Source organism: Streptomyces sp. NPDC047117 (genome assembly GCF_040643545.1).
GTDB lineage: Bacteria > Actinomycetota > Actinomycetes > Streptomycetales > Streptomycetaceae > Streptomyces.
The window spans coordinates 213,231-238,267 of the sequence record NZ_JBEYUN010000007.1 but is presented as its reverse complement, the minus strand read 5'-3'; the positions used below and the strand labels follow the sequence as shown (position 1 = coordinate 238,267).

21 protein-coding genes are annotated in these 25,037 nt (G+C 73.4%); 8 read left to right on the top strand and 13 right to left on the bottom strand.

Annotated elements, in window-relative coordinates:
* Positions 1–8: 8 nt before the first annotated feature.
* From ABZ840_RS15955 to ABZ840_RS15945, 3 genes are all read right to left on the bottom strand, one after another.
* Entirely contained in the window at positions 9–713 is a 705-nt protein-coding gene (locus tag ABZ840_RS15955) for a response regulator transcription factor (protein WP_361559453.1), read from the bottom strand.
* Positions 710–2,026, bottom strand: a complete 1,317-nt coding sequence (locus ABZ840_RS15950) for a PspC domain-containing protein (protein ID WP_361559450.1) — start codon at positions 2,024–2,026, stop codon at positions 710–712. Before ABZ840_RS15950 ends, ABZ840_RS15955 begins: the two co-directional genes overlap by 4 nt.
* Positions 2,027–2,111: 85 nt before the next feature.
* The gene (locus ABZ840_RS15945; protein ID WP_361559447.1) at positions 2,112–3,956 is read right to left on the bottom strand and encodes a serine/threonine-protein kinase; all 1,845 of its coding nucleotides are present in this window, start codon (positions 3,954–3,956) and stop codon (positions 2,112–2,114) included.
* Positions 3,957–4,169: 213 nt separating this feature from the next.
* On the opposite strand from ABZ840_RS15945, the gene ABZ840_RS15940 reads away from it, so the two are divergent.
* Positions 4,170–5,687 (top strand): PspC domain-containing protein, encoded by a 1,518-nt coding sequence (locus tag ABZ840_RS15940; protein ID WP_361559444.1) that lies wholly within the window; start codon positions 4,170–4,172, stop codon positions 5,685–5,687.
* Entirely contained in the window at positions 5,674–5,907 is a 234-nt protein-coding gene (locus ABZ840_RS15935) for a hypothetical protein (protein ID WP_361559441.1), read from the top strand. The genes ABZ840_RS15940 and ABZ840_RS15935 overlap by 14 nt, the downstream gene beginning before the upstream one ends.
* 19 nt (positions 5,908–5,926) lie before the next feature.
* Here the strand turns inward: ABZ840_RS15935 and ABZ840_RS15930 are convergent, their stop codons facing one another.
* The 6 genes from ABZ840_RS15930 to guaA all read right to left on the bottom strand — a co-directional run bounded on the left by ABZ840_RS15930 (position 5,927) and on the right by guaA (position 12,387).
* Positions 5,927–6,472 (bottom strand): DoxX family membrane protein, encoded by a 546-nt coding sequence (locus tag ABZ840_RS15930; protein WP_361559438.1) that lies wholly within the window; start codon positions 6,470–6,472, stop codon positions 5,927–5,929.
* Positions 6,473–6,635: 163 nt separating this feature from the next.
* A complete protein-coding gene (locus ABZ840_RS15925) occupies positions 6,636–7,985 on the bottom strand; it encodes a hypothetical protein (protein WP_361559435.1) in 1,350 nt (449 codons plus the stop codon).
* 172 nt (positions 7,986–8,157) lie between these two features.
* Positions 8,158–8,943: a class II aldolase/adducin family protein gene (locus ABZ840_RS15920; RefSeq protein ID WP_361559432.1), complete on the bottom strand. Its 786-nt coding sequence runs from the start codon at positions 8,941–8,943 to the stop codon at positions 8,158–8,160.
* Between the two features lie 157 nt (positions 8,944–9,100).
* The gene (locus ABZ840_RS15915; protein WP_361559429.1) at positions 9,101–9,985 is read right to left on the bottom strand and encodes a 2-hydroxy-3-oxopropionate reductase; all 885 of its coding nucleotides are present in this window, start codon (positions 9,983–9,985) and stop codon (positions 9,101–9,103) included.
* 95 nt (positions 9,986–10,080) lie between these two features.
* The gene (locus tag ABZ840_RS15910; RefSeq protein ID WP_361559426.1) at positions 10,081–10,683 is read right to left on the bottom strand and encodes a Uma2 family endonuclease; all 603 of its coding nucleotides are present in this window, start codon (positions 10,681–10,683) and stop codon (positions 10,081–10,083) included.
* Between the two features lie 120 nt (positions 10,684–10,803).
* Positions 10,804–12,387: a glutamine-hydrolyzing GMP synthase gene (gene guaA / locus ABZ840_RS15905; RefSeq protein WP_361559423.1), complete on the bottom strand. Its 1,584-nt coding sequence runs from the start codon at positions 12,385–12,387 to the stop codon at positions 10,804–10,806.
* Between the two features lie 265 nt (positions 12,388–12,652).
* Here guaA and ABZ840_RS15900 point away from each other — a divergent pair, with 265 nt between their 5' ends.
* Positions 12,653–13,024 carry a chorismate mutase gene (locus ABZ840_RS15900; RefSeq protein WP_361559420.1) on the top strand — a complete coding sequence of 124 codons (372 nt, stop codon included), beginning with the start codon at positions 12,653–12,655 and terminating at the stop codon, positions 13,022–13,024.
* A gap of 784 nt (positions 13,025–13,808) precedes the next feature.
* Entirely contained in the window at positions 13,809–14,837 is a 1,029-nt protein-coding gene (locus ABZ840_RS15895) for an LPXTG cell wall anchor domain-containing protein (RefSeq protein ID WP_361559417.1), read from the top strand.
* A 75-nt stretch (positions 14,838–14,912) separates the two neighbouring features.
* On the opposite strand, the gene ABZ840_RS15890 is transcribed toward ABZ840_RS15895, so the two are convergent.
* The 3 genes from ABZ840_RS15890 to ABZ840_RS15880 form a co-directional block, all read right to left on the bottom strand.
* On the bottom strand, positions 14,913–16,724 hold the full coding sequence (locus tag ABZ840_RS15890; protein WP_361559414.1) for a GMC family oxidoreductase: 1,812 nt from the start codon (positions 16,722–16,724) through the stop codon (positions 14,913–14,915).
* A 42-nt stretch (positions 16,725–16,766) separates the two neighbouring features.
* Positions 16,767–18,389 (bottom strand): succinic semialdehyde dehydrogenase, encoded by a 1,623-nt coding sequence (locus ABZ840_RS15885; RefSeq protein ID WP_361559411.1) that lies wholly within the window; start codon positions 18,387–18,389, stop codon positions 16,767–16,769.
* Positions 18,390–18,528: 139 nt separating this feature from the next.
* Entirely contained in the window at positions 18,529–20,163 is a 1,635-nt protein-coding gene (locus ABZ840_RS15880; protein ID WP_361559408.1) for a serine/threonine-protein kinase, read from the bottom strand.
* Positions 20,164–20,258: 95 nt separating this feature from the next.
* On the opposite strand from ABZ840_RS15880, the gene ABZ840_RS15875 reads away from it, so the two are divergent.
* From ABZ840_RS15875 to ABZ840_RS15860, 4 genes are all read left to right on the top strand, one after another.
* Positions 20,259–20,732 carry a hypothetical protein gene (locus ABZ840_RS15875; protein WP_361559405.1) on the top strand — a complete coding sequence of 158 codons (474 nt, stop codon included), beginning with the start codon at positions 20,259–20,261 and terminating at the stop codon, positions 20,730–20,732.
* Positions 20,733–20,983: 251 nt separating this feature from the next.
* Positions 20,984–21,994, top strand: a complete 1,011-nt coding sequence (locus ABZ840_RS15870) for a hypothetical protein (protein ID WP_361559402.1) — start codon at positions 20,984–20,986, stop codon at positions 21,992–21,994.
* A 302-nt stretch (positions 21,995–22,296) separates the two neighbouring features.
* Positions 22,297–22,950, top strand: a complete 654-nt coding sequence (locus ABZ840_RS15865) for a response regulator transcription factor (RefSeq protein ID WP_361559399.1) — start codon at positions 22,297–22,299, stop codon at positions 22,948–22,950.
* Positions 22,947–24,176, top strand: coding sequence for a histidine kinase (locus ABZ840_RS15860; protein ID WP_361559396.1), 1,230 nt, complete (start codon positions 22,947–22,949; stop codon positions 24,174–24,176). The genes ABZ840_RS15865 and ABZ840_RS15860 overlap by 4 nt, the downstream gene beginning before the upstream one ends.
* 388 nt (positions 24,177–24,564) lie before the next feature.
* Here ABZ840_RS15860 and ABZ840_RS15855 read toward each other — a convergent pair whose 3' ends face one another.
* The gene (locus ABZ840_RS15855) at positions 24,565–24,939 is read right to left on the bottom strand and encodes an STAS domain-containing protein (RefSeq protein WP_361559393.1); all 375 of its coding nucleotides are present in this window, start codon (positions 24,937–24,939) and stop codon (positions 24,565–24,567) included.
* Between the last annotated feature and the right edge of the window lie 98 nt (positions 24,940–25,037).

Below are 25,037 nucleotides of genomic sequence, written 5' to 3'. Positions count from 1 at the left end.
AGTCGGCGTCAGATCAGGCGGCGGGCCGTCGCCCAGCGCGTCAGCTCGTGGCGGTTGGAGAGCTGGAGCTTGCGGAGGACCGCCGACACGTGCGACTCGACCGTCTTGACGGAGATGAAGAGCTGCTTGGCGATCTCCTTGTACGCGTAGCCGCGGGCGATCAGCCGCAGCACCTCGCGCTCGCGCTGGGTGAGGCGGTCGAGGTCCTCGTCGACGGGCGGGGCGTCCGTCGACGCGAAGGCGTCGAGGACGAAACCGGCCAGCCGCGGGGAGAAGACCGCGTCGCCGTCCGCGACCCGGAAGATCGCGTCCACCAGGTCCGTACCGGTGATCGTCTTCGTGACGTAACCGCGCGCCCCGCCCCGGATGACGCCGATGACGTCCTCCGCCGCGTCGGACACCGACAGGGCCAGGAAGCGGACCGGGCGCTCCGGGTCGGCCATGAGGGAGGCGGACCGGCGCAGCACCTCCACCCCGCCGCCGCCGGGCAGGTGCACGTCCAGCAGCACGACCTCGGGCCGGGTGGCCGTGATGACCGTGACCGCCTGGTCGACGTCGGCGGCCTCGCCGACCACCTCGACGCCGGTCGTGTCGGTCTGCCCGATCTCGGCCTGGACGCCCGTACGGAACATCCGGTGGTCGTCGACGAGGACCACGCGCGCCCGCCGGGCCGCCCCCTCGCCGCTCCCCTGTGCTGCTTCGGTGGCGTTCATTCCGCGGCCCTCTCCATTTCCAGTTCCACTACCGTCCCCCCGTCCGGGGCCGAGCGCAGCCGCGCCGTACCGCCGTTGCGCTGCATCCGCCCGATGATGGACTCCCGTACGCCCATCCGGTCCGCCGGCACCGCGTCCAGGTCGAAGCCGGGCCCCCGGTCGCGTACGGAGACGAACACCGACCGGCCCTCCACCTCGGCGAAGACCTGCACCGCGCCGCCGCTGCCACCGTACTTGGCCGCGTTCACCATCGCCTCGCGCGCGGCCTGCAGCTGCGCCCCGAGCTGCTCGTCCAGCGGGCAGTCACCGACGACCACGACCTCGATCGGCACGCCGTGCGCGTCCTCGACCTCGGCCGCCGCCTTCCGGACGGCGTCCGCGAGCCGGTCCGGCTCCTCGTCCTCGTCCTTGCCGCGGCCCTCCGGCTTGTACAGCCAGGCGCGCAGCTCGCGCTCCTGGGCGCGGGCGAGGCGCGCCACCTCCCGGGGGTCGTCGGCGCTGCGCTGGATGAGCGTGAGGGTGTGCAGGACGGAGTCGTGGACGTGGGCCGCGACCTCGGCGCGCTCCTGTGCCCGGATGCGCATCAGGCGCTCCTCGGAGAGGTCCTGCATCATGCGCACGAGGTAGGGGCCCGCGAGCAGGGCGATGCCGACGACGACGGCGAGCGCGGCCTGCAGGACGGAGCCGAGGTTCCGGACCGAGCCCTGGAGGATCACGATGGCGGTGACGCCGATGCCCACCAGGAGGACACCGGCCGCGCCGCGTGCGAAGGGCAGTACGCCCTTCCTGCGGCCGAGCTCCAGCCACTGGGCGCGGCGGGCGTTGTCGGCCTGCCGCCACACGAGGGCGACGCCGGCGCCGATGAGGAGCACCGGCCACAGGTAGGCGTTGGCCTGCCCGAGCCGGAAGTTCGAGGCGAGCACGGAGGCCCCGACGATCAGGGCGATCAGCGCGAAGAGCTGGCCCTTGTCGGGGCGCCGGACGCGGCGGGGGCGCCGGCCGTCCGGGGCCGTGCCCTCGGGGGCGTACGGGCCGTACGCGGCCCCTCGGTGGGCGTCGACGCCGCCGACCCCGAGGGGCACGAAGAACCAGAACGCGGCGTACAGGAGGGCGCCCATGCCCTGCGCCACGAAGAGCGCGACGAAGACGATCCGCACCCAGGAGACGGGCAGCGCCAGGTGGCCCGCCAGACCCCGGGCGACGCCGCCGAGGAGCCGGCCGTCGGCGCTGCGGTAGAGGCGGCGCGGAGGGCGGTCGGCGGGGTCGGGCACCGAGGCGTACGGGCCCTCGGTACGGGGCGGAGCGGTCGTCATGCTCCCGATCGTCACACGCGGACGGATGTCCGGGCATCAGGGTCGACCCTGATCGTCCCCTGATCGGTCCCGGCGGGCCGTGGCCTCAGCTGTTCGGCCGGTGGTCGCGGAATCCGTCGCGGGCCACGTTGAAGACGTTCTGGTACTGCGCCCACTGAGCCTTCGGCGCGGACAGGTAGAGGGCGTACTCGTCCTCCCCCTCCTTGCCGAAGCCGAGGTCGATGGCGCGGAACTCGCGCGCCCGGCCCTGGAAGGTGAACTCCCAGACGGCGGCGGGCTGCCCCTGGAACAGGGTGTCCTGGAGGCGCAGCCGCTCGTACCCCTGCGACTTGGCCTTGAGCTGCTGCTCGACCTGCTCGAAGTGGCGGACGTGATTGGAGCTGGCGAAGCCCAGCACGCTGACCTTCAGGCCGACGAGTCCGGACGGGTGGAGGTAGTCGACCTCGTTGCGGTCCGGCATGGCCTGGCGGGTCCAGCCGTTCGGTACGGGGAAGGAGACGCCCATCTTCTTCTCCGTGACCAGGTGGTAGCCCTTGGGCACCTTCGGCGGGTCCTGGCTCGCGGGGGCGGACGGCCCGGCCGACTCACCGGCCCCCGGGGCCGCCTGGACGCCGCCGCCGCCCCCCAGGACGTGTATCAGCCCGGCCGCGACCGCGCCGGCGCCCACGACGGCCACCGCGCCCCACAGGACGAAGCGCAGCGGACGGCGACGGGCGGGCACCGCCGGGCCGCCGCTGACGGTGACCCGGTCGGTGGCGTCGGTGGCGCGCTGGACGGGCACGGAGGGGAAGGCGCCCGCACCGGGGACGGCAGCAGCGGGGACGGCACCCGGGCGCGTCCCGGTGCCGGTACCCGTTCCCGTAGTCGTACCGGTGCCGGTACTCGTGCCCGTGCCCGTTGTCGTGCCCGTGCCCGTACCGGTGTCGAGGGTGCCGGGCCCGGCTCCGGTCGCTGTTCCGGATCCGGTTCCGGCCCCGATGCCGGTGCCGGTGCCGGTCGCGGTTCCGGTGCCCGTCGTCACCGGGCCGCCCCCGGTGCCCGTTCCGGAGGTCGTGAAGCCCTCCACCGTGAGGTATTCGGTCACCGCCTCGGAGGCGGGCGCGCGGAGGGTCCGTTCGACGGCCTCGGCCGACGGGCGGTCCGACGGCTCCTTGGCGAGCAGCGCCTCGATGAGGGCCGTGAGCGGGCCGGCCTTGCGGGGCGGGTCCAGCGGGTCGACGGCGATCGAGTACGCCGTCTCCACCGCGGTGTTCTTGCGGAACGGGGGCCGGCCCTCGACCGCCTGGTACAGCGTCGCGCCCAGGGCCCACAGGTCCGAGGCGGGCCCCGGCGTACCGCCCTTGACGCGCTCGGGCGCCAAGTAGTCGATGGAACCGACCAGTTCGCCGGTCTTGGTGAGGGTGGACGTGCCGCTGGCCACCGCGATCCCGAAGTCGGTGAGCACCACCCGGCCGTCCTCGCCGAGGAGGACGTTGCCCGGCTTCACGTCGCGGTGCAGAACGCCCGCCGCGTGTGCGGCCCGCAGCGCGGCGATCATGCCGCGGCCGATGCGGGCGGCCTCGGCGGGCGGTACGCCGTCGCCGGCGAGCGCGGCCTCCTTGATGACGTCGCCGAGCGTCACGGAGGGGACGTACTCCATGACGATGCAGGGCAGGCCGGCGTCGTCCACGACGTCGTGCACGCCGACGACGTTGGAGTGGTTGATGCGCGCGGCCGCCTGGGCCTCGCGGCGGGTGCGCTCGTTGCGCATGGCCAGCTCGTCCGGCTCCAGCTGGAGCGAGGAGGCGTGCAGGCGCTTGACGGCGACCTGACGGCCGAGCAGTTCGTCCTGGGACCGCCAGACGGTGCCCATGCCGCCCTGACCGATGCGTTCGAGCAGGCGGTACCGCCCGGCGACCAGCCGACCCTCGTCCACCGCAGCCTCCGACACCGCACGCCCTCCGGCTCCCCCATAACCCGTCAGAGGACAACGATAGTCAACGGAACCTCACCCGTAACGGGGCGGTCGCCCCCGGCCCGCCCGCCGGACCTCGGGGAATGCCGGAGGTGTCAGGAGTGTCGGGGATGCGCGGTCCGATATCTCAGGGACCGGCCAGGGTTGTCACTGATGCCGGGCCGCGGTTCCGCTTGTCACCATGGGCGCATGAACGATGCTTCCCCTCCCGGTGCGGGCGATGGTGCCGGTACGGGTGCCGGCGCCGGCCCTGACGGCGGTGCCGGTCCCGGGCCGGCACACGGCGCGACCGCCGCTCCTCCGCCCCCGCCGCCACCCCCGCTGCGGCGCAGCCGCACCAAGGTGGTCGGCGGGGTCTGCGGGGGCCTGGGACGGCACTGGGACCTGGATCCGGTCATCTTCCGCATCGTGCTGGCCGTACTGGCCGTCAGCAGCGGCATCGGCCTCATCGTGTACGGCCTCGCCTGGCTGCTGATCCCGGTGGAGGGCGAGGACGAGAACGAGGTGCGGCGACTGCTGTCCGGGCGTGTCGAGGGGACGGCCCTCACCGCGCTGCTGGTCGCGCTGGTCGGCTGCGGGCTGTTCCTGTCGGTGCTCGGCCGGGGCGGCGGCATGGCGTTCACGGTCATGCTCGCGCTCGCGGTGGCCGGTTCCGCGTACTGGTCGAAGCAGCGGCGGGCCGCGGCGCGGGGCACCGGCCCGGTGGACCCGGCGACGGCGCAGGCCGTCGCGGACGCACCGCCCGAGACACAGGCGCCGCCCGCGCCGGGCAGCCCTTCGTGGTGGCGGGATCCGCTCGCCAAGGAAGGGCAGCCGACGGGCACGTACGGGGGCCGTACCGGCTATCTCTGGGGGCCCGCGGACACGCCGTCCTACGAAGCGGCGGCGGCCGGCGGGCCGGGCCGGGGCGGCGCGCACTCCGAGGGCGCGGGCACGCGGGCCACGGAGCGGCGGGACGCGTGGGAGCGGCGGCCGAAGCGGGCCGGGCGGTCCATCGGCGGCCTGACGTTCCTGCTGGCGCTGGTCGCCGGCGCGGCGGCCACGGGGGTCACCTGGCACGACGGTTCGGTGCCGGCGAGCCTCCAGGCGGGGCTGGCCGCCGCGCTGGTGGTGTTCGGGCTCGGCCTCGTGCTGAGCGCGTGGCTCGGCCGGACCGGCGGCGGCACGGTCTTCATGGTGGTCGTCACCGCCCTGCTCCTGGGAGCCACGACCGTCCTGCCGCGCAACATCAGCGCCGACTGGGACGCCCGTACGTGGTCCCCGTCGACCGCGGCGGACCTCCGGCCGTCCTACGAACTGGGCGCGGGCCGCGGGCACCTGGACCTCAGCGGGGTGCGGCCCGAGCGGGGCGAGACGGTCCGGACGCACGCCGAGGTGGGTGCCGGGCTGCTGCGGGTGACGCTCCCCGAGGGCGTACGGGCGCGGGTGCACATCGAGGTCGGGCTCGGCGACATCCAGTTGCCGGGCGAGACGCCGGACGACGTGGACGTGGCGTCGGACCGGGAGCGTACGGTGACGCTGCCCGCCCACGGCCTCGAGAAGGGCGAGCGGCCGCACGGCACCCTGGACCTGCGGCTGGAGGTGGGGCTCGGCCAGGCGGAAGTGAACCACCTGAACCAGCTGCCGCCCACGGCCCCGCCGCCAGCCCCGGAGGCGCCGGACGTGACCGGCGCGCGGAAGGAGGTGGCCGATCGTGCCGCGGCATGAGTTCCAGCCCGCGCGGCTCGTCACGGGCCTGACCGCGCTCGGCATCGGCGGCGTCTACGTCCTGGACTCCGCGGGCCGCGTCGACGTACCCGGCGCCTGGCCGCTGATCGCCCTGCCCGCGGGGCTGTTCCTGTCGGGCGGCGTCTCGGCGCTGTACGGAATGGTCCGCCAACGGCGGCGGAGCCCGGAGCTGCCGCCGCCGGAGAACAGCCCCGGCTGACCGGTCCGGCCGGCCGCCGTCAGCCGATGAGGCGGCGGCCGAAGCGGCGGCGCCGTCTCGCGTAGAGGGCGTCGACGGAGAGGTACGGCGTGCCGGCCAGCACCAGCGGCAGCCAGGCCATCAGGTACGCGAGGTCGTTCCCGAAGTAGTACGGCGTGGTGGACCAGCTGACGGTCAGCCAGAAGCTCAGCGAGATCAGCGCGCCGCCGCACGCCGCGAGCCGTCCGAGGACACCGAGGAACACGCCGAGGCCGACCGCCAGCTCACCCGCCGCGATGGCGTAGCCGAAGCCGACGGGGCTGTTGAGCGCCAGGTCGACCAGGGCCGGCACACCGGCCGACTGCCGTGCCTGGCGCATCGTCTCGCCGATGGAGCCGGTGCCCGAGGCCGCGAAGAACCCCGGCTCGGTGAGCTTGTCCAGGCCCGCGTAGATGAAGGTGACGCCGAGGAAGATCCGCAGCGGCAGCAGCGCGTACCTCCCGAGCGTGCCGCGCAGCCCGCCGGGGCCGTGCCCGCCACCGGATCCTCCGTGGTCGATCGCGAGCGATCTGCCCGTGTGCACCATGATGTCCTCCCGCTCTGCGTCGCCGCCCGGCGCGGACGATTCTGCCCACGGGCAGGCGTTCGAAGACTGATACGGACCGGGCGTCGCAGAACGTTCAACGGAACCGGGCGAATCAGGATGCGCCCGACATCCTTACGTCACTCCTGCACGTCACACGTGCGAGTCATTCCTGGACGAACAGGGGGTAAGCGGCGGATTCGACCCCGGCCGCCGTGATGACCCGCACCTCCGCGCGGCCCGGCTCCACGTCGGCCGGCACCGGCACGACCAGCACGCCGTCCGACGGATTGGCGAAGCCGCCCGGGACCGGCACCAGCGGCACATGGACATCCACCGCGCCGATCCGGACGACCGTACGGGCGAGCCGGTGCGGCGGCTGGGCGCCCGGCGGCACGAAGCCGCTGCCGCGGATCTCGATGTCGTCGCCGGTACGGACCGGCCCGTCCAGCCCGCCGATCTCGCGGGCCCGTACGACGGAGAGCACGACCGGGCGGGTGCCCTCCGCGTACTTGCCCGCCAGATACGTCGCCGCGCTGACCGCGGCCAGCACCACCAGCCCCCACGGAAGGTCCGGGAGCCGGTCCGGCTCGGCGGCGAGACGGACCGCGGTGAAGACCACGGCGACCGCGTTCAGCAGCACGTACTGCGCGTCCGCGAAGCTGCCGCGGCCCGCGTCGTCGGTCAGCAGGTCCCCGGCGCGCGGGTACTCGGCGGGGATCTTCTGCTGCCGCCCGGCGCGGATGCGGACGGACACCAGCCGGGCCGCGGCGACCGCGACGGCACAGGCGATCGCCACCACGGTCAGCAGCCCGGCGCCGCGCGCGAGGCCGAGCCCCGCCAGCAGCCGGTGCCGCTCGGCGGCGTCCGGGGCCAGCGCCAGCCGGGCCGCGGACATCAGGACGACCCCCACGGCCGGCAGCAGCCAGGCCGCGGCGACCGTACGGGAGGTGGACAGCCGGCCGTCCTCGCCGGTGACGGGCGCGAGGAGGCCGCCGTGGCCGCGGTGCCGCACGACGAGCACGGTGAGCAGCGCGGCCAGGACGACGGCCGCCGCCAGCGCCGCCGTACGGGAGTCCGTCCAGCCCGCGCCGATCGCGGTGAGCGCCTGCCCGAGAAGCAGGGCCCCGACCGCACCCCACAGGACGAAGGGCGTGCGGCGCCGGACCGCCTCGCTGCGGGCGCGGCCCTCGGCGGCCGCTCGCTCGGCGACGGACCGTGCGGACTGGGCGAGTTCGTCGGAGATCCACTGGCGCGCCGCGCCCGCGGAGTGCGCCAGGCCGGCCGGTACGCCACGGCCGGCGGCGAAGTCCTCACGCAGCGCGAGGAACGCGGCGACCGCCTGCCGGTGGCCCGTACGGGCGCCGCTGGGGCAGTCCCCGCAGTCGCACTCCGCACGCGTGCCCGCCGCGTCCGCGGCCGTGCCCGCTCCCGTGGCCGGGGCCGGCCGGCCGCGCCCGTCCGCCGTGGCCCGCTCGTGCTGCCCGGCCCGCCGCCCCGCCGCGTCCACCGACACTTTCCGTACCGCCCGCTACCCGTAGTCGCCGTCCACCGCTTCCGGTTGGCAGCGTGGGCTGCGCATTGTGCCGAGCGGGACGGGCCCGGCGCCAACCGCCCTGTTCCGGAGGGTGCGGCCCCCCTTCGGGCGACGCCCCGCGGTACCGCCCGGGGCCGTCCGCCGCGCGCGCTCAGCCGAACAGGTCCGGCTCCTCGCGGCTGATCTGCTGGAACAGCGGCTGGTAGTTGATCCACGCCACCAGGTCGCTGCCGAGCTGCTCCCGGGTGCGCAGCGCGTCGCCGTGCTCGATGAGTACGGGCTTGCCCGCCGCCTTGGCGGTCAGCTGCACCTGGCAGGACCGTTCCATCGTCAGGAACCACCAGGCCGCGGCGTCCACGGAGTCGCCGACCGTCAGCAGCCCGTGGTTGCGCAGGATCACCGCCTTGTGCGGCCCGAGCGCGGCCGCGATCCGCCGCCCCTCCGCCTCGTCCACAACCACACCCGTGTACGCGTCGAAGAGCGCGTGGTCCTCGTAGAACGCGCAGACGTCCTGCGTGATCGGCTCCAGCAGCTCGCCGAGCGAGGCCAGCGCGCGGCCGTACGTGGAGTGGCTGTGCGCCACGGCGACGACGTCCGGCCGGGCGGCGTGGATCTGCGCGTGGATGGCGAAGGCCGCCTGGTTGACGTGGTGGCGGCCCTCGACGACCTGCCCCTGGCTGTTGACGAGGAGCAGGTCGCTGACGGTGGCGTGCCGGAAGGACATCCCGAAGGGATTCACCCAGAAGCAGTCGCCGAACTCCGGATCCCTGGCGGTGAGGTGACCCGACACGCCCTCCTCGAAGCCGTACCGCCCGAAGAGCCGCAGCGCCGCGGCGAGCCGCTCCTTGCGGTACCGGCGCTCCGCCTCGACGGTCGGGTACGTCGGGGGCATCGCGAACTGCAGCTGTTCGGTGGGTATCGGCGTCGGTTCGGGCATTCCGGCTCTCCCTCGTGTGTGACTCGCTCGGGAAGCTACGCCGGGGTAGGTGAAGAGGCCAGACATGAAGCGGGCGGTTGCAGTGGAAATGCTGTGAACTCCCCCCCGGGGCGGCCACGGACCGCCCCGGGCCGCCCGCTCCCTCGTCCTGCTCCCGCTACTTCTCGTCCGCGCCGCTCAGCAGGCGGATGCCGCGCAGCAGTGCCGAGTGGTCCAGCTCGCCGTCGCCGCGGGCCACGGCCGAGGCGATGAGCTGGGCGGCGGAGGCGCCGACCGGAAGGGGCGCGCCGACAGTGCGGGCGGCGTCGGTGACGATGCCCATGTCCTTGTGGTGCAGCGCGAGCTTGAAGCCGGGGCGGTAGTCGCCCTCCAGGAAGTTGGTCATTTTGCGGGTGAGAACGGCCGAGCCGGCGAGGCCGCCGTTCAGCACCTCCAGCGCGGCGGGCAGGTCCACGCCGGACTTCTCCAGGAAGCCGACGGCCTCGGCGCAGGCCTGGAGGTTGACCGCGACGATCAGCTGGTTGGCGGCCTTCACGGTCTGGCCGGCACCGTGCGGGCCGCAGTGCACGACGGTCTTGCCCATCGCGTCGAACACGGGACGGGCCGCCTCGAAGTCGGCCTGCTCACCGCCGACCATGATCGAGAGCACTCCTTCGACGGCACCGGCCTCGCCGCCGGACACGGGCGCGTCCAGCACCCGCACACCGTGCTCCTTGGCCCGCGCGGCCAGGTCGATCGAGGTCTGCGGGGTGATCGACGACATGTCGATCAGCAGCGCGCCGTCCGCGGCGTTCGCGAGGATGCCGTCGTCCCCGTACGCGACCTCCTCGACCTGCGGCGACGCGGGCACCATCGTGATGACCACGTCGGCGCCCCGGACGGCCTCGGCGATGCTCGCCGCCTCCGTCCCCCCGGCCTCGACGAGCGCCCCCGCCTTACCCGGGCTGCGATTCCACCCGCGCACGGTGTGCCCGGCCTTCGCCAGGTTGACCGCCATCGGGCTGCCCATGATCCCGAGTCCGATGAAACCGATGGTGCTCATGCCGCACGCCCCACTTACTTCCGCATCGCGGACCTATGTTCCGTAGTACGGAATCAATTTTCCGCGCGGGAGGGTGGGGCGTCAACAGCCGTAAGTCACCGGCGGCCGTGGAGCGCAGTGAGATCGATGTCGATGGCGAAGGGAATCGTCAGCTTGAGCCTGTTGTGATGGATGCCGGAGAGGGCGTAGGTCCTGGTCGCGGGGTCGAGCTCGTAGACGTACACGACCGGGAGGCCGTCGTTCTTCTCGACCCGCCAGAAGTGCGGGACGCCGGCGTCCGCATACTTGCGCGGTTTGACCTCGCGATCGCGCTCTCGGGAGTCCGCCGAGACCACCTCCACCGCCAGGACGACGTTTTCCGGCTCGTACCAGGTCTGATCGGTGTCGTCGGTCACCGCTTCCTCCCGGTAGACCACGACGTCGGGCTCCGGCCGGTTCTTGCTGTCCAGCCTGATCGTCATTTCCCGGTCGACGTCCAGCCCCTCCGGCAACTGCGCCAGGAGGGTGTTCTCCAGCAGGCGCATGGTGCGCGAGTGGAACCGGGTTTGCGGACTCATGAAGACGAGGCTCCCGTCGATCAGCTCCGTGTGCGGAGGGAGATTCGGAAGCCGGTCGAGATCGTCCGCGGTCCAGCCGCCCTCGGGCGGGCGGGGCCACTCGTACTGGTCGTCCAGCCCGTACTCGCGTGCGGCGCTCATGGTTGCTCCCATGCGACGGAGTCTCGTCTGTGCAGCCAGCGTACCCACCGCATACGACAACGCCGCCGCTCAAGCGAATGAGCGACGGCGGAGGCGTTGACCGGGGGACCTAGCGGAAGGTCACTCCCACTCGATGGTGCCCGGGGGCTTGCTCGTGACGTCGAGGACCACTCGGTTGACGTCCTTGACCTCGTTGGTGATGCGGGTGGAGATGCGGCCCAGGACGTCGTACGGCATGCGGGTCCAGTCGGCCGTCATGGCGTCCTCGGAGGAGACCGGGCGCAGCACGATCGGGTGGCCGTAGGTGCGGCCGTCGCCCTGGACGCCGACCGAGCGGACGTCGGCCAGGAGCACGACCGGGCACTGCCAGATCTCGCGGTCCAGGCCGGCCGCGGTCAGCTCCTCGCGGGCGATGGCGTCGGCCTCGCGGAGCAGGTTCAGGCGCTCCTCGGTGACCTCGCCGACGATGCGGATGCCGAGGCCGGGGCCGGGGAACGGCTGGCGCTGGACGATCTCGTCGGGCAGGCCCAGCTCGGAGCCGACCATCCGGACCTCGTCCTTGAACAGCTGGCGGAGCGGCTCGATGAGCTGGAACTCCAGGTCCTCGGGGAGGCCGCCCACGTTGTGGTGGGACTTGATGTTGGCCGTGCCCGTGCCGCCACCGGACTCGACGATGTCCGGGTACAGCGTGCCCTGGACCAGGAACTCGACCGGCTCGCCCGGGGTGGCCTCGGCGACGATCTCCGCCTGGGCCTGCTCGAAGACGCGGATGAACTCGCGACCGATGATCTTCCGCTTCTGCTCGGGGTCGGAGACCCCGGCGAGGGCGTTCAGGAAGCGCTCCTTGGCGTCGACGACCTTCAGCTGGACGCCGGTGGCCGCGACGAAGTCCTTCTCGACCTGCTCGGTCTCGCCCTTGCGCATCAGGCCGTGGTCGACGTACACGCAGGTCAGCTGGTCCCCGATGGCCTTCTGGACCAGCGCGGCGGCGACCGCGGAGTCCACACCGCCGGACAGGCCGCAGATCGCCCGCTTGCTGCCCACCTGCTCGCGGATCGCGGAGACCTGCTCCTCGATGATGTTGCCCATCGTCCAGTTGGGCTCGATGCCCGCGCCCCGGTACAGGAAGTGCTCCAGTACCTGCTGGCCGTGCGTGGAGTGCATCACCTCGGGGTGGTACTGCACGCCGTACAGCTTCTTCTCGTCGTTCTCGAAGGCGGCGACCGGGACGACGTCCGTGGAGGCCGTGACCGTGAAGCCCTCGGGAGCGGCGGAGCAGGCGTCGCCGTGCGACATCCACACCTGCTGCTCGGCCGGGGTGCCCTCGAAGAGCGTCGAGGCGTTCTTGGACACGGCCAGCGCGGTACGGCCGTACTCACGGGCCCCGGTGTTGTCCACCGTGCCGCCGAGCTTGATGGCCATCAGCTGGAAGCCGTAGCACATGCCGAAGACGGGGACACCGGCCTCGAACAGGGCGCGGTCGATGCTGGGCGCGCCCTCCTCGTAGACCGACGACGGACCGCCGGAGAGGATGATGGCCTTGGGGTTCTTCGCGAGCATCTCCTCGACCGGCATGGTCGAGGGCACGATCTCGCTGTAGATGCGCGCCTCACGGACACGGCGTGCGATGAGCTGGGCGTACTGCGCGCCGAAGTCGACAACGAGGACGACATCCGGGGCGGCGGCGGGGGGCGCTGCTGACACTTCGGCGGCCTTCCGGCGGTGGTGGAGCGATGGGGTTGGACTTTCGATTCTAACGGGCACATACTGAGCCCCATGTTCACGCAGCTGACCTTCGTCTTTACCTATGGCACCGGCCCGTCCGGCTGCCATGGTCGCGCTGCATGAACCGCTGAATACAGCGACAAGCGACTTCCCAGGCGCCCCGGGCCGTACAGGCCCGGGGCGCTGGTGTTTTCCCGTCCGGGCGGTGCGGGTCCCGGGGGCCACGAAACCCCAGGAGACGGACATGAGCAGCAGCATCCGGGCGACGGCAGTGAGCGCGACCGTGACCGAGACCACGGCGGCGGGGGCCGCCCCGGCCGGCGCGGCGACGGTGGTGAGGCCCCGCCCCGAGACCGGCGCGCGGACCGACGAGGCCGCGGCGCTGATCGGCGACGCGCGCCGCCGGATCGACGATCTCGACGGCCGGATCATCGGCCTCGTACAGGAACGGATGGCCGTGTCCGCGGTGATCCAGAAAGAGCGGATCGCCTCCGGCGGGCGCCGGGTGAACCTCTCCCGCGAGATGGAGGTCCTGGAGCACTTCCGCGAGCAGCTGGGCCGGCCCGGCACCGCGCTCGCGATGACGCTGCTGGAGCTCTGCCGCGGGCGCATCTGAGGACGCTGCCGGGGCCGGGCCTCGGGCGCATCTGAGTTCGGGCGGCGTCTCACCCGTACGGACCGTGACCGGGCGGCGCGGGGCTTCGTTGTTCCCGGTGCCACGTCAGCCAGGCGCGGCCTGCAGGACTACGCGTAGACGCCGCCCGTGGGCGGGAACGCCGGAGCGATGAGACGCCGGCCGCACTGAAGCGGCCGGCGCCGTGGGACCTCGCTGCGGTGCTGTGGCCGGTCGGCAGGGGACAGCAGCCCGGTCACATCCGATGGGTCGGTCGGCCCCGGGGACGCCTGGGGCCGACCGCATCCGGTCGAAACGGTTGCGCCGGATGAGGCGTATCCAGCACGATGCATGAAGAGCCAAGTACCTCGCACCGAGGTGGCTTCCGGCACCACCATTGGTCTATACCACCGGAACGTATCGTTCCTGCAGGTGGCAGGTGACAGGCGGTACCGGAAGCCTGGCACGACCCAGAGCCGCACAGGCGCTTCCCCCCAGCGCCTTCCTTCGGCGCCGCCGCTGCCCTGACGCCGGCGCCGGGCAGCAAGGGCCCCGCGGTCGCCCGCACCCCCCTCGCGGACGGCACCTCGGGGCCCTTCGCTCTGCCGCCTCCGCGCCCCCGCCGCGCCTTCTCGCAGATATGCGCGATCTTGCGTGCAACCTTTTCGGCATACGGCTGGTCATGTACGTGTAAACGCACGGCCATACCGCGCCCCACCGCGACGGCCCGCTACCGCTTTCGTGCCGCCCCCCTCGGCACTCCGGACCCCGAAGAGGTCTAGACACGATGAAGCTTCGCCGTGCACTGACGGCTGCCGCAGCGACGGCCGTCATCGCTCCTGCCGCGCTGCTCGCGGCGCCCGCCGCGTTCGCGACGGACGAGCCCGGTGCCACGCCGACCGCCGAGGCGCCGACGGAGCCGGGTGACGGGAACAGCCCGACCGACCCGGCGACCGAGCCGCCGGCCACCCCGGCGCCCACGGACTCCGCCGACCCGACGGTGCCGCCGACGGAGGAGCCGACCGCTCCGCCGACGGGGGCGCCGACCGAGCCCACCGAGGACCCGACCGAGGACCCGACCGACGAGCCCACCACTCCCCCGACGGCCACGCCGACCGATGAGCCCACCGAGGACCCGACCTGCGAGGAGGCGTCGGACGAGGCGGCCATCACCACCACGCTGCGCGGTCTGCCCAGCAAGGTCGTGGCGGGTTCGGGCTGGCACGGCTTCACGTTCCGCGCCTCGAACACCTCCGACAAGGCGATGAAGTCGGTCGACGCCTACGTCATGCTGTCGGCCATCGACAAGGGCGACTTCGACGACGTCTCGAACCTGCTGACCGTGCAGTGGTACGACGAGGGCGCCGGCGCCTGGGAGAACGTCGACGACTACGGCTACTTCGCCTCCCTCGCCGACCTCGCCCCCGGTGAGTACGCCGACGCCAAGCTGCGGCTGAAGGTCGACGCCAAGACGCCGGGCAGCTACGGCTTCGCCTTCGCGGTCGGCGCGTACCACGACGAGAACGACGTCTGCGGCTACTCCGAGGGGTCGGAGTACGAGTTCGACGTCCTGATCGCGGGCAGCAACCCCGGCTCGGTGCCGCCGGCGACCGGCAAGCCGAGCGACCGCAAGCCCGGCAAGCCCGCTCCGCAGGGCGGTCTGAAGGAGCTGCCGGTCACCGGCAAGCTCGCCGAGACCGGTTCGTCCTCGGCGCTGCCGATGATCGCGGCGGTCGCCGGGGTCACGATGGCCGTGGGCGCGGGGGCGATCTTCGTCGTCCGTCGCCGTAAGACCGAGGGCGCGGCTGCTGCCTGACGGCGGCCGGAGGCCGATTGAGCGGCGTGGGGCCGCACCCGGATTGCCCGGGTGCGGCCCCTCCTGCGTAAGCGGTCAGGCCTTCTTGGGCGGCACCGGCGGTACCGCCAGGAACGGGAGTTTCAGGGCCGCGAAGGCCTTTTCCGGGACGGCCGGGTGGTGGGGCGCGACCGCGGAGAGGCGGGTGTACGGGCTGCCGGGGGCCGGGCGCTGGTCGGCCTCGCCCTTGTTCGGCCAGAAGGACATCGCGCGTTCGGCCTGGGCGGTGATGGTCAGGGACGGGTTGACGCCGAGGTTGGCGGAGACCGCCGAGCCGTCGACGACGGAGATCCCGGGGTGGCCGTGGAGCCGGTGGTACGGGTCGATGACGCCGTGGTCCGCGTCCTCGCCGATCGGGCAGCCGCCGAGGAAGTGGGCGGTCAGCGGGGTGCCCATCAGCTCGCCGACGTTGCTGCCGGGGAAGCCGTTGATCTCCTCGGCGATCAGCGAGGCGGCCTCCGTGGCGGCCGGGATCTGCGCCGGGTTGGGCGCGCCGTGGCCCTGGCGGGCGGTGAGCAGGCCCTTCCCGATGCCGCCCGGCTTGCGGTACGTGGTCAGGGAGTTGTCCAGGGACTGCATGACCAGGCCGATGATGGTGCGCTCGGACCAGCGGCGGTTGGAGAGCGAGCGGGCCATGAGCACCGGGTGGCGCACGCTCTTCCCGAGCCAGCCGAGGACGCGGGCCGCGGCGCCGTCCCGTACGGGCACCTGGAGGACGGAGAGGCCGCCCATCGCGTTGGAGCCCTTGCCGTAACGGACCGGTTCGATGTGGGTGTTGGCGTCCGGGTGGATGGAGGACGTGATCGCGACGCCGCGGGTGAAGTCGACCTTCTGCTCGCCGGTCTTCTTCTTGTAGCGGCGGTTGTCCGTCAGCGCGCCGACCAGCGACTCGGAGTTGGTACGGGTCAGCTCGCCCAGCTTGGGCGAGAGGTGCGGCAGCAGACCGGTGTCCTTCATCCGGTGCAGCAGGGTCTGGGTGCCGTACGTGCCGGCGGCGAGCACGACCCGGTGGGCTGTGAAGGTGCGGCCCTTGCCCTTGCGCTTGTCGTCGGTGGGGAGGGTCTTGACCGCGAAGCCGCCGCGGGAGTCCTCGGTGACGGCGACGACGGAGGTCATCGGGTGGATGACCGCGCCGGCCTGCTCGGCGAGGTAGAGGTAGTTCTCGGTGAGGGTGTTCTTCGCGCCGTGCCGGCAGCCGGTCATGCACTCGCCGCACTCCGAGCACGCCTTGCGGGCCGGGCCCGCGCCGCCGAAGTAGGGGTCGGGCACCTCGCCGCCGGGCGCCGCCTTCGTGCTGCCGTCGGCGTCCTTGCCGTCGCCGAAGAAGACGCCGACGGGGGCGAGGTGGAAGGTGTCGCCGACGCCCATCCGCTCGGCGGCGGCCTTGAGGTGCACGTCGGAGGGGGTCACGGTCGGGTTCAGCCGTACGCCGAGCATCCGCTGGGCCTGGTCGTAGTACGGCTTGAGCTCGTCCTGCCAGTCGGTGATGTGGCCCCACTGCTGGTCGTCGAAGAACTGCTTCGGGGGCACGTAGAGGGTGTTGGCGTAGTTGAGCGAGCCGCCGCCCACTCCGGCGCCTGCCAGGACCATGACATTCCCGAGCAGGTGGACGCGCTGGATTCCGTAGCAGCCCAGGGCCGGGGCCCAGAGGTAGTTGCGGATGTCCCAGGAGTTCTTGGGCAGCGTCTCGCGGGTGAAGCGGCGGCCGGCTTCGAGTACGCCGACGCGGTAGCCCTTCTCGGTGAGGCGGAGGGCGGTGACGGAGCCGCCGAAGCCGGAGCCGACGACGAGGACGTCGTAGTCGTGGGCCGGCTGCTCCTGGTTTCGGGCAGAGTTCTCCCCTGGCATCGGCGCTCCTTGAAAGTGTGCGGGTCGGGGCTGGGGGGGCGGTCAGCGGAGCCGGATGGCCTTCATGGCCTTCAGGCTGAGCGACATGAAGGCGGCGTACTTCTCGTCGTCCATGCCGAACGACGGGGCGAGCGGCATGATCCGCTGGTGGGCGACGGTCTGGGCCTCGGTGTACTTGAGGATGCCCTCGGAGCCGTGGCGGCGGCCGAGGCCGGAGTCGCCCATGCCGCCCATCGGGGACTGGACGCTGCCGTAGCCCGCCGCGTAGGACTCGTTGACGTTCGCGGTGCCGGTGTTCAGCTCGGCGGCGATCTTGCGGCCGCGCCGGCCGTCCTTGGTCCAGACGCTGGAGTTCAGGCCGTAGGGCGTGGAGTTGGCGAGGGCGATCGCCTCCTCCTCGTCGCGGAAGCGGTAGAGGGAGACCACCGGGCCGAACGTCTCCTCCTGGCAGACCGCCATCGGGGCCTCGACACCGTCCAGGACGGTCGGCTCGTAGAAGAGCGGGCCGATGTCGGGGCGCGGCCGGCCGCCGGTGAGCAGCTTCGCGCCCTTGGCGACGGCCTCCTCGACGTGCCGGGTGACGGTCTCCAGCTGGCGCTCGCCGACCAGCGAGCCCATGTCGGCGCCGTACGCGAGGGCGTTGCCCAGGCGCATGGCCTTCACCCGGGCCACGAAGCGCTCGGCGAACTCGTCGGCGACCGACTCGTGGACGTACAGCCGCTCGATGGAGATGCACAGCTGGCCCGCGGAGGAGAAGCAGCCGCGTACGGCGCCGGCGGCGGCCTTGTCGATGTCGGCGTCGTGCAGCACCAGCATGGCGTTCTTGCCGCCCAGTTCGAGGGAGCAGCCGACCAGCCGGGCCGCGGCGCCCTGGGCGACCTCGCGGCCCGTGCGGGTGGAGCCGGTGAAGGAGACGTAGTCGGCGTGCTTGACGACCTCGGGGCCGACGACCGGGCCGTCACCGATCACGACCTGCCAGACCTCCGGCGGCAGGCCCGCCTCGATCAGCTGCTCGCGCGCCCAGAGGGCGGTCAGCGCGGTCTCCGTGTCGGGCTTCATCACGACGGCGTTGCCCGCGACGAAGGCGGGCAGCGCGTCGCCGACGGACAGCTCGAAGGGGTAGTTCCAGGGCGCTATCTGCCCCACCACGCCCTTGGGCTTGCGGAGTTCGGTGACCTTGGTGAGGGTCGGCACGACGCCGGTGTGGCCCTTGGGCTTCAGGTACGCGGGGGCCTTGCGGCCGTAGTGGCGGGCGGCGACGGCGACCGCCTGGACCTCTTCGTGGGCGTGCAGCCGGGCCTTGCCGGTCTCCAGCTGGATGAGGTCCAGCACCTCGGCCTGGCGCTGGAGCACCAGGTCGTGGAAGCGGAGCAGGATCGCGGCGCGCTTGCGCACCGGGGTGGCCGCCCACTGGCGCTGGGCCACGCGGGCCCGCTCGAAGGCGTCCGCGACGTCCTCGGGGGTGGACTCGGGCAGCTCGGCGAGGACGTCGCCGGTGAACGGCGTGTGGTTCGCCGTCCGGCCGCTGCCGACCACGCCGCGGGTCAGGCGGGCGACCAGGTCCTTGGTGACCACGTCGGCGGCGGTGCGGGTGCCCGCCGCTGCGGAGGCGACCGGGTTGCCGTCGGCGGGGGCGGTCTGTGCGGTGTCCAGCGAGTCCGTCATGGCGCCGAGCGTATGCCTCCGGGAACACTTTGTGTACCCGCCGGTAATAGGTTTTCACCGGGCGACCACAATTGCGCCAGTGTTCGCTGGCCAGAACGCCGGTGTCCTGGGAATTCGTCCGCGTACGAGGGGCGGCGGGTCAGCCGGTGGCCGGGGCACGCAGCACCTCGAAGGTGTCCAGCGCGGTGTCGAAGTGTCGTTTCGCCGCTGCCCGGTCACCGAGCGGCGCGGAGATCCACACGTCGTACATCCGGCCGCCCTCGGTCCAGCTGAGGTCGTACGTGCGGCGCGGGCCGCCGTCCCCGTCACCGCCGTCCCAGGTGAACTCCCACAGCGCCGCCCGGTACCCCTGGTGGATGGTGGCCGAGACCCGGCCGTCCCGGTACCCGCGGTAGTTCTGCGGGCCCTTGATGTGCGCCTCCCGCATCGTGCCGAGCGGCCCGCCCGGCTGCGGCGGCTGGACGTGGATGCCCAGCCGGAACCGCTTCCCGGCCGAGTAGTAGTACACCCGCGGCTTCTCGTAGGAGCGCGTGAAGCCGTCCGGCACGGCGAGCGCGAAACCCTGCGGGTCGCGGACGATGCCGTACCCGCGCGGCGCGGTCGCGCCCGGGCCCGGGTTCCCCGACGCCGTCGGCGCCGGCGTACGCGCCCCGTCACCGTCCGTCCCCTTCAGCACCAGCACGGCGGCACCGGCGCCCGCCCCGGCCAGCACCAGCGCGGCCGTCACGGCGAGCAGCACCGTACGGGTACGCCCCGTGTGCGGCCGGGCGGCGGCGGCCAGCGCCCGGCCGTCCAGCGCGTCCCGGAGCGGCGCCGACGGCCCCCGGGCGGGCGCGGACGGCAGCGGCCCGTGCTCCTCGGGCGGGAGGCCGCCGCCCGGCTCCGGCATCCGGCCGGTCTGCAGATAGCCGCGCAGCAGCCGCTCGGTGCCCGCGACGGTCAGCCGCCGCTCCGGATCACGCTCCAGCAGCCCGCTGACGACCGCGTGCAGCGGCCGGGCCGCCTCGGGGATGCGGATCTCGTCGGACAGCACGGCGTGCAGCACACCGCCCAGGGAATCGCGGTGGAAGGGCGTCCGGCCGCCGCTGAGGACCGTGCACAGCAGCACCCCCAGCGACCACAGGTCGCCCTCCGGGCCCGTACCGCGGCCCGCCATCCGCTCGGGCGCGGTGTACTCCGGCGAACCGACGAACGTCCCCGTCTCCGTCAGCGTCGACCCGCCCGCCACCTGAGCGATGCCGAAGTCGGTGAGGACCACCCGGCCCGTGCCCGCCTCCAGCAGCACGTTCGCCGGCTTGATGTCGCGGTGCAGTACCCCGCGGGCGTGCGCCACGCGCAGCGCGCCCAGCAGCGCGACGCCGATCCGGGCGGCCTCCCTGGGGGCCAGCGGGCCGCCCGTCGCCAGCCGGTCGGCCAGCGAACCGCCGTCCACCAGCTCCATCACGATCCACGGCCGGTCGTCCTGGGTCACCACGTCGTGCACGACGATCACGTTCGGGTGCTTGATCTGCGCCACCGTACGGGCCTCGCGCAGCATCCGCTCGCGCAGCACGGACACATCGGCGGACCCGCCCAGGCCGTCGGTGCCGAGGGTGCCGAAGGTGGTGCTGCTCCCCGCCTGGTCGTCGTCGAGGTTCAGCTCCTTCACCGCGACCTGCCGGCCCAGCAGTTCGTCGGCGGCCCGCCAGACCGTGCCCATCCCGCCGCGGCCGAGCCGGCCCTCCAGCCGGTAGCGGCCGGCGATCAGGCGGCCGTGTCCCCCGAAGCTCCCCATGAAGGCCATCTTGCCCCACCGTTCGCGAAGCGGAAGAAGGTACCGACCGCTCCGCACCCTGTCGCGAACGGGGACCGAGGTGATCAACTGGCCATATGGAGGCAGTAGTCACGAGCGTGGTCGCGGTGGTCGGCACGCTGCTCGGCGCCGGCACCACCCACCTCTTCCAGCGCCGCGAGACCGAGCGCAGCCACGCCCTCGCCCGCGAGGAGAAGTTGCGGCAGGAACGCATCGACGCGTACTGCGCCTACGCGGGGGCCCTGCTGGAGTACCGCAGAGTGCTGGTCCACCGGTGGTTCGTCCTGCACGACGGCGACGAACTGTGCGGCGAGGACACCCCCGAACTGCGCGAGGAACAGTACAAAGCGCGGCGCGCGGCACAGGAGACGATGTTCCGGGCCCAGATGGTCAGCGGCGACGAGGACGTGGTCGAGCAGGCCGAGCGGCTGATGGCGGGCGTCACGGAACTGCACTCCGTCGAGACCCGCCAGTCGCTCACCGCACTGCGCGCCCGCACCCGCCAGGAGATCCGCGACTTCGTCTCGGTGGTGGCAGGACGGGTGGGCTGAGATCGCGGGGCGGGTGCGTGCGCCGAGATCGCGGGACGGGTGCGCTGAGAACGCGGGGCGGACGGGCCGAATGGTGCGTGACACGGCCCGTGGCATCGCCGGGGCCCGCGACACACAGGGGTGGAACCTCCGCGCACACACGCGCCGTCCTTGAACAATGACAGTGGACGGCGGGCGCGTCGCGCAACGGGCGCCCGCGGGCGAGAGCGCGGCGTACGGCCCGGTGGTGCGCGGCGGATCGGGGGTCGGTCATGGCGATGCAGGACGGCGGGCTGCTCGACGTACGGCCGGGCGCCGACTCCGGCCGGGCCGCGCCCGAACACAGCGGCGCCTACCTCGCGGCCGGGCTGGCCCTGACGCTGTACGCGGGCGCGCTGCTCGCCTGGGTGGTGACCGGCGCCGTCGAAGCCCGGGTGGGCCCCCTGGACTTCGCCGAGGGCCTCTTCAACCCGCTGGCGGGGCCGGTGGGCTCGCTGGGCCCGCAGGAGTGGGCGCTCGCGGTGGCACTGGCCGCGGTGGCCGGTGCCGCGCTCGCGCAGCGCACCGTCGCCCGCCCCGCCGCCGTACTGCTCGCCTGCCTCGTCCTGGCCCGCTCGCTGCGCGAGGGCATCGGCCTGCTGCACCCCGGATACCGCTCCGCCTACCGCTTCGAGGCGATGGGCGGCTGGACGCTGGCCACCCACGTACTGGGCCTGCTCGCCGGGATCGTCGTGCTCTGCGCCCTGCTGCCCGCACGCCCCGAAGCGGGCCCCGGCCGGGCCCCCGGCTCCTGGTGGGCGGGGCGGGTCTCCCGGATCTGCGGGGCGCTGTTCCTGCTGGCCGGACTGGTGCAGACGGCCTGGCTGGTGCGGCTGCTCGCCGACGGCACGAAGGGCGCGGGGGCCTACCTGGCGAGCGCCGTGGACGCGGCCGTGAGCCCGTCGGCCGTGGCGCCGTCCGCCGGGGCCGCGTTCGCCACGCTGACCGCGATCGCGGGCTGGCTGGTGGCCGGCCGGCTCGCGCTGCGCGGGCGGCGGGACGTCCGCGGCGCCCTGCTGGTCTTCGCCGCGCTCCAGCTCTACCTCGTGGTGCGGACGGTGGTCGGCTACACCGTCACCGGGGCCTTCGGCACCGGGACGCGGACGGTCGAGGGCACGCTGGACCTGGCCACCACCGCGTACTTACTGGCCGCGATGACCTCGGTGGTGGTACTCACCACGGGGCGGGCGTTCAGCCCCGGCCACGGCAGCACGCACTCCTGGGCGCGCACCCGGCCGGAGTGAGCACGGGCCGGGTCGGCATGAGCACGGGCCCGGCAGCCGGAGTGAGCGCGGGTCCCGAAGGGGACGTTCGGTACCGAACGCACCGATGGCGGCCGTCGCGTGTGGGGGTCGCGGCGGCCGCCGGTGTGAGCTGCACCGCGTGACCGGCTTGCGGCCTCCTCAGTGGTGCAGCATGAGGAGCACTCTGCCCGCGGGTGCCGTCCCGCGGCATCCTCCGCAGGTCGCGTGCGGACCCCCGCCCAACGGCGGGGGTGCGGGCCCGCCACGCGGAGTCGGAACGGCACGACAGGAAGGGGCGACCGGTGATCCGTGTCGCTGTGGTGGACGACGAGCGGCTGGTCCGGTCCGGGCTGCGGATGATCCTGGGCACAGCGCCGGACGTGGAGATGGTCGCCGACTGCGGCGGCGCCACTGCCGTCGAGACGGTGCGGCGCAGCGGTGCCGAGGTCGTACTGCTCGACATCCGGATGCCGGACGTCGACGGTCTCACCGTACTCCGCGGCCTGCGGGCCGCGGCCGAGCCCCCCGCCATCGCCATGCTCACGACCTTCGACGCGCAGGAGTACCTGACGGCCGCGCTGCGCGAGGGCGCCTCCGGCTTCCTGCTGAAGGACTCCGACCCCGAGCAGCTGATCCGCGCCGTGCGCACCCTCGCGGCGGGCGGCAGCGTGCTGGACCCGGGCGTCACCCGGGCCGTCATCGGCGGGTACCTCACCGCCGAGACGCAGGCGGCCGCCGCGGACGCCGTACGCGCCCTCACCCCGCGCGAGTCGGAGGTGCTGGCGCTGCTCGGCGAGGGCCTGGGCAACGCGCAGATAGCCGCCCGGATCGGCCTCGCGCCCAGCACGGTCAAGGACCACGTCAGCGCGCTGCTCGGCAAGCTGGGCGGCATCAACCGGGTACAGGCCGCGATCGTCGCGGACCGCGCGGGCCTGGTCACGGGAGGCCCGAGATGACACCGGCCGGTACGGTCACGGAGCCGGCCCCGGCGGCGGACGCGGGGGACATACCGGCGGCGGGACGGCGCGGCGCCCGCGCGGCCCGGTGGCGGCAGCACGCCGTCCTCGTCGTCCCCACCCTGCTCGGCATCGCCGACTCCTTCCTCGTCAACGACGTCGACCAGCCGCTGGAGCTGGGCGTCTCGCTGCTGGCCGCGCTGGCCCTGCTGCTGCGCCGCCGACTGCCCCTCACGGTCTTCCTGGCGACCATGCCGGGTCTCTACATCGGCTACATCTGGTTCGCGCCGATGATCGCGCTGTACACGGTCGCCGCGCTGCGGCCGAGCCGCTTCCGGCTCGGCGCCTGCGCGTTCCTGCTGATCGCCGCGCACTTCTTCCCGTACCCGATCGCCGACTGGGAACCGACCGCGTACCGGGAGAACACCCTCGTCCTGATCGACGCCTCGGTGACCTCGGCCGGGCCGATCGGGCTCGGCCTGCTGGTCCGCACCCGGCGCGAACTGGCGGCCCGCGTCGCCGATCTCACCCGCAGCCTGGAACGCGAGGACCGGCTGATCGCGGACCGGGTGCTGGCCACGGAGCGGGCCCGGCTGGCGCGCGAGATGCACGACGTGGTGGCCCACCAGGTCAGCCTGATCAGCCTCCAGGCGGGCGCGCTCCAGGTCGCGTCGGAGGACGCCGGGGCGCGGGAGGGCGCGCGGACGATCCGGCAGCTGTCGGTACGGACGCTGGAGGAGCTGCGGCACATGGTCGGCATCCTGCGGGCCGCGGGCGGCAGACCGCCGGAGGAGCAGGACGGCGCGGCGCAGCCGGCGCCGGCGCCCCAGCCGGACCTGGCCGAACTGCCGCGGCTGATCGAGATGTCGGCGCTGGACGTGACGTACGAGAACGGCGTGGACGGGGACGCGCCGACGGACCGCACAGTGGAACGGGCGGCGTTCCGCACGGTGCAGGAGGCGCTGACGAACGTCCGCAAACACGCGCCGGGCGCCCGGGTACGGGTACGCGTCGCGCAGCCGCGCACGGAGGAGGCGGGGCTGCTGGTGGAGGTCCGGAACGGCCCACCGGACGCGGGCGCGTACGCCCCACAGCTCCCCGGCGGCGGCCACGGCCTGGTGGGCCTCCGCGAACGGGCCCAAAGCCTGGGCGGCACCCTGGAAGCCCGCCCCACCCCGGACGGGGGCTTCGTCGTACGCGCGGAGTTTCCACCTCGGGCGGCTTGAGGGGGGGTGGGTGCCGGGGGCGACGGGCGCGGGCGGCTTGAGGGTGCGTACGAGGCTGTTGGTGCCGGGGTGTTGTCAGACCCTCCCGCTACTGTTTTGAGAAGGGGACCTCGCGCTCCCCCCATGGGGGAAGAAAGCGGGGGAAACGGTACGGCGCAAGAGGCCAGAGGGCTCGGCCCGGCGCGAGGGGCGGCCGGGGGCAGGCGGTACGGCGGGGAACGCCGGGGCCGGCGGTACGGCTGAGCAAGCGGTACGGCGGCGAGTCGGGCGGAGAGCGGGCCGGCCAGGCGGAGAACAGGGGCGCTCAGGCCGAGAGCGGGGCGGCCAGGCGGAGAGCGGTGCCGGCCAGGCGGAGAACTGAAGCGCTCGGGCCGAGAGCGGGTGCTGGTCAGGCCGAGAGTGGGGCCGCGGTTTCGTCGACGGCGGTGGTCACGTCGGGGTACACCTCGAAGAGGCGGCGCACGCCGAGCGCCGCGAGCACGCGGTTCACGTGCGAGCCGTCGACCGCGCCCTGAGCGGGCAGGATCAGCCGCAGCCGGCCCTGGCAGGACCGCATCAGCCGGCGCGCGGCGATCAGTACGCCGACGCCGCTGGAGTCGCAGAACTGCACTCCGGACAGGTCCAGCACGACGCTGCGGCGCCCCTCCGCGACCGCGTCGTGCACATGCTGGCGCACCGAGGGGGACGTGACCAGATCCATTTCGCCGGACACCCGCAGGACCGCCCAGGGGCCCTGCTCGTCCTCTGCCACCTTCAACGTCACGCGCTCGAAGCCTTTCGCTCGCTCTCGGACCGGACGCCTCTCCGGAGCCATCCGGAACGCACCCTTCCCCGCATCGGCTGCCCGGACCCGCTCCCCTG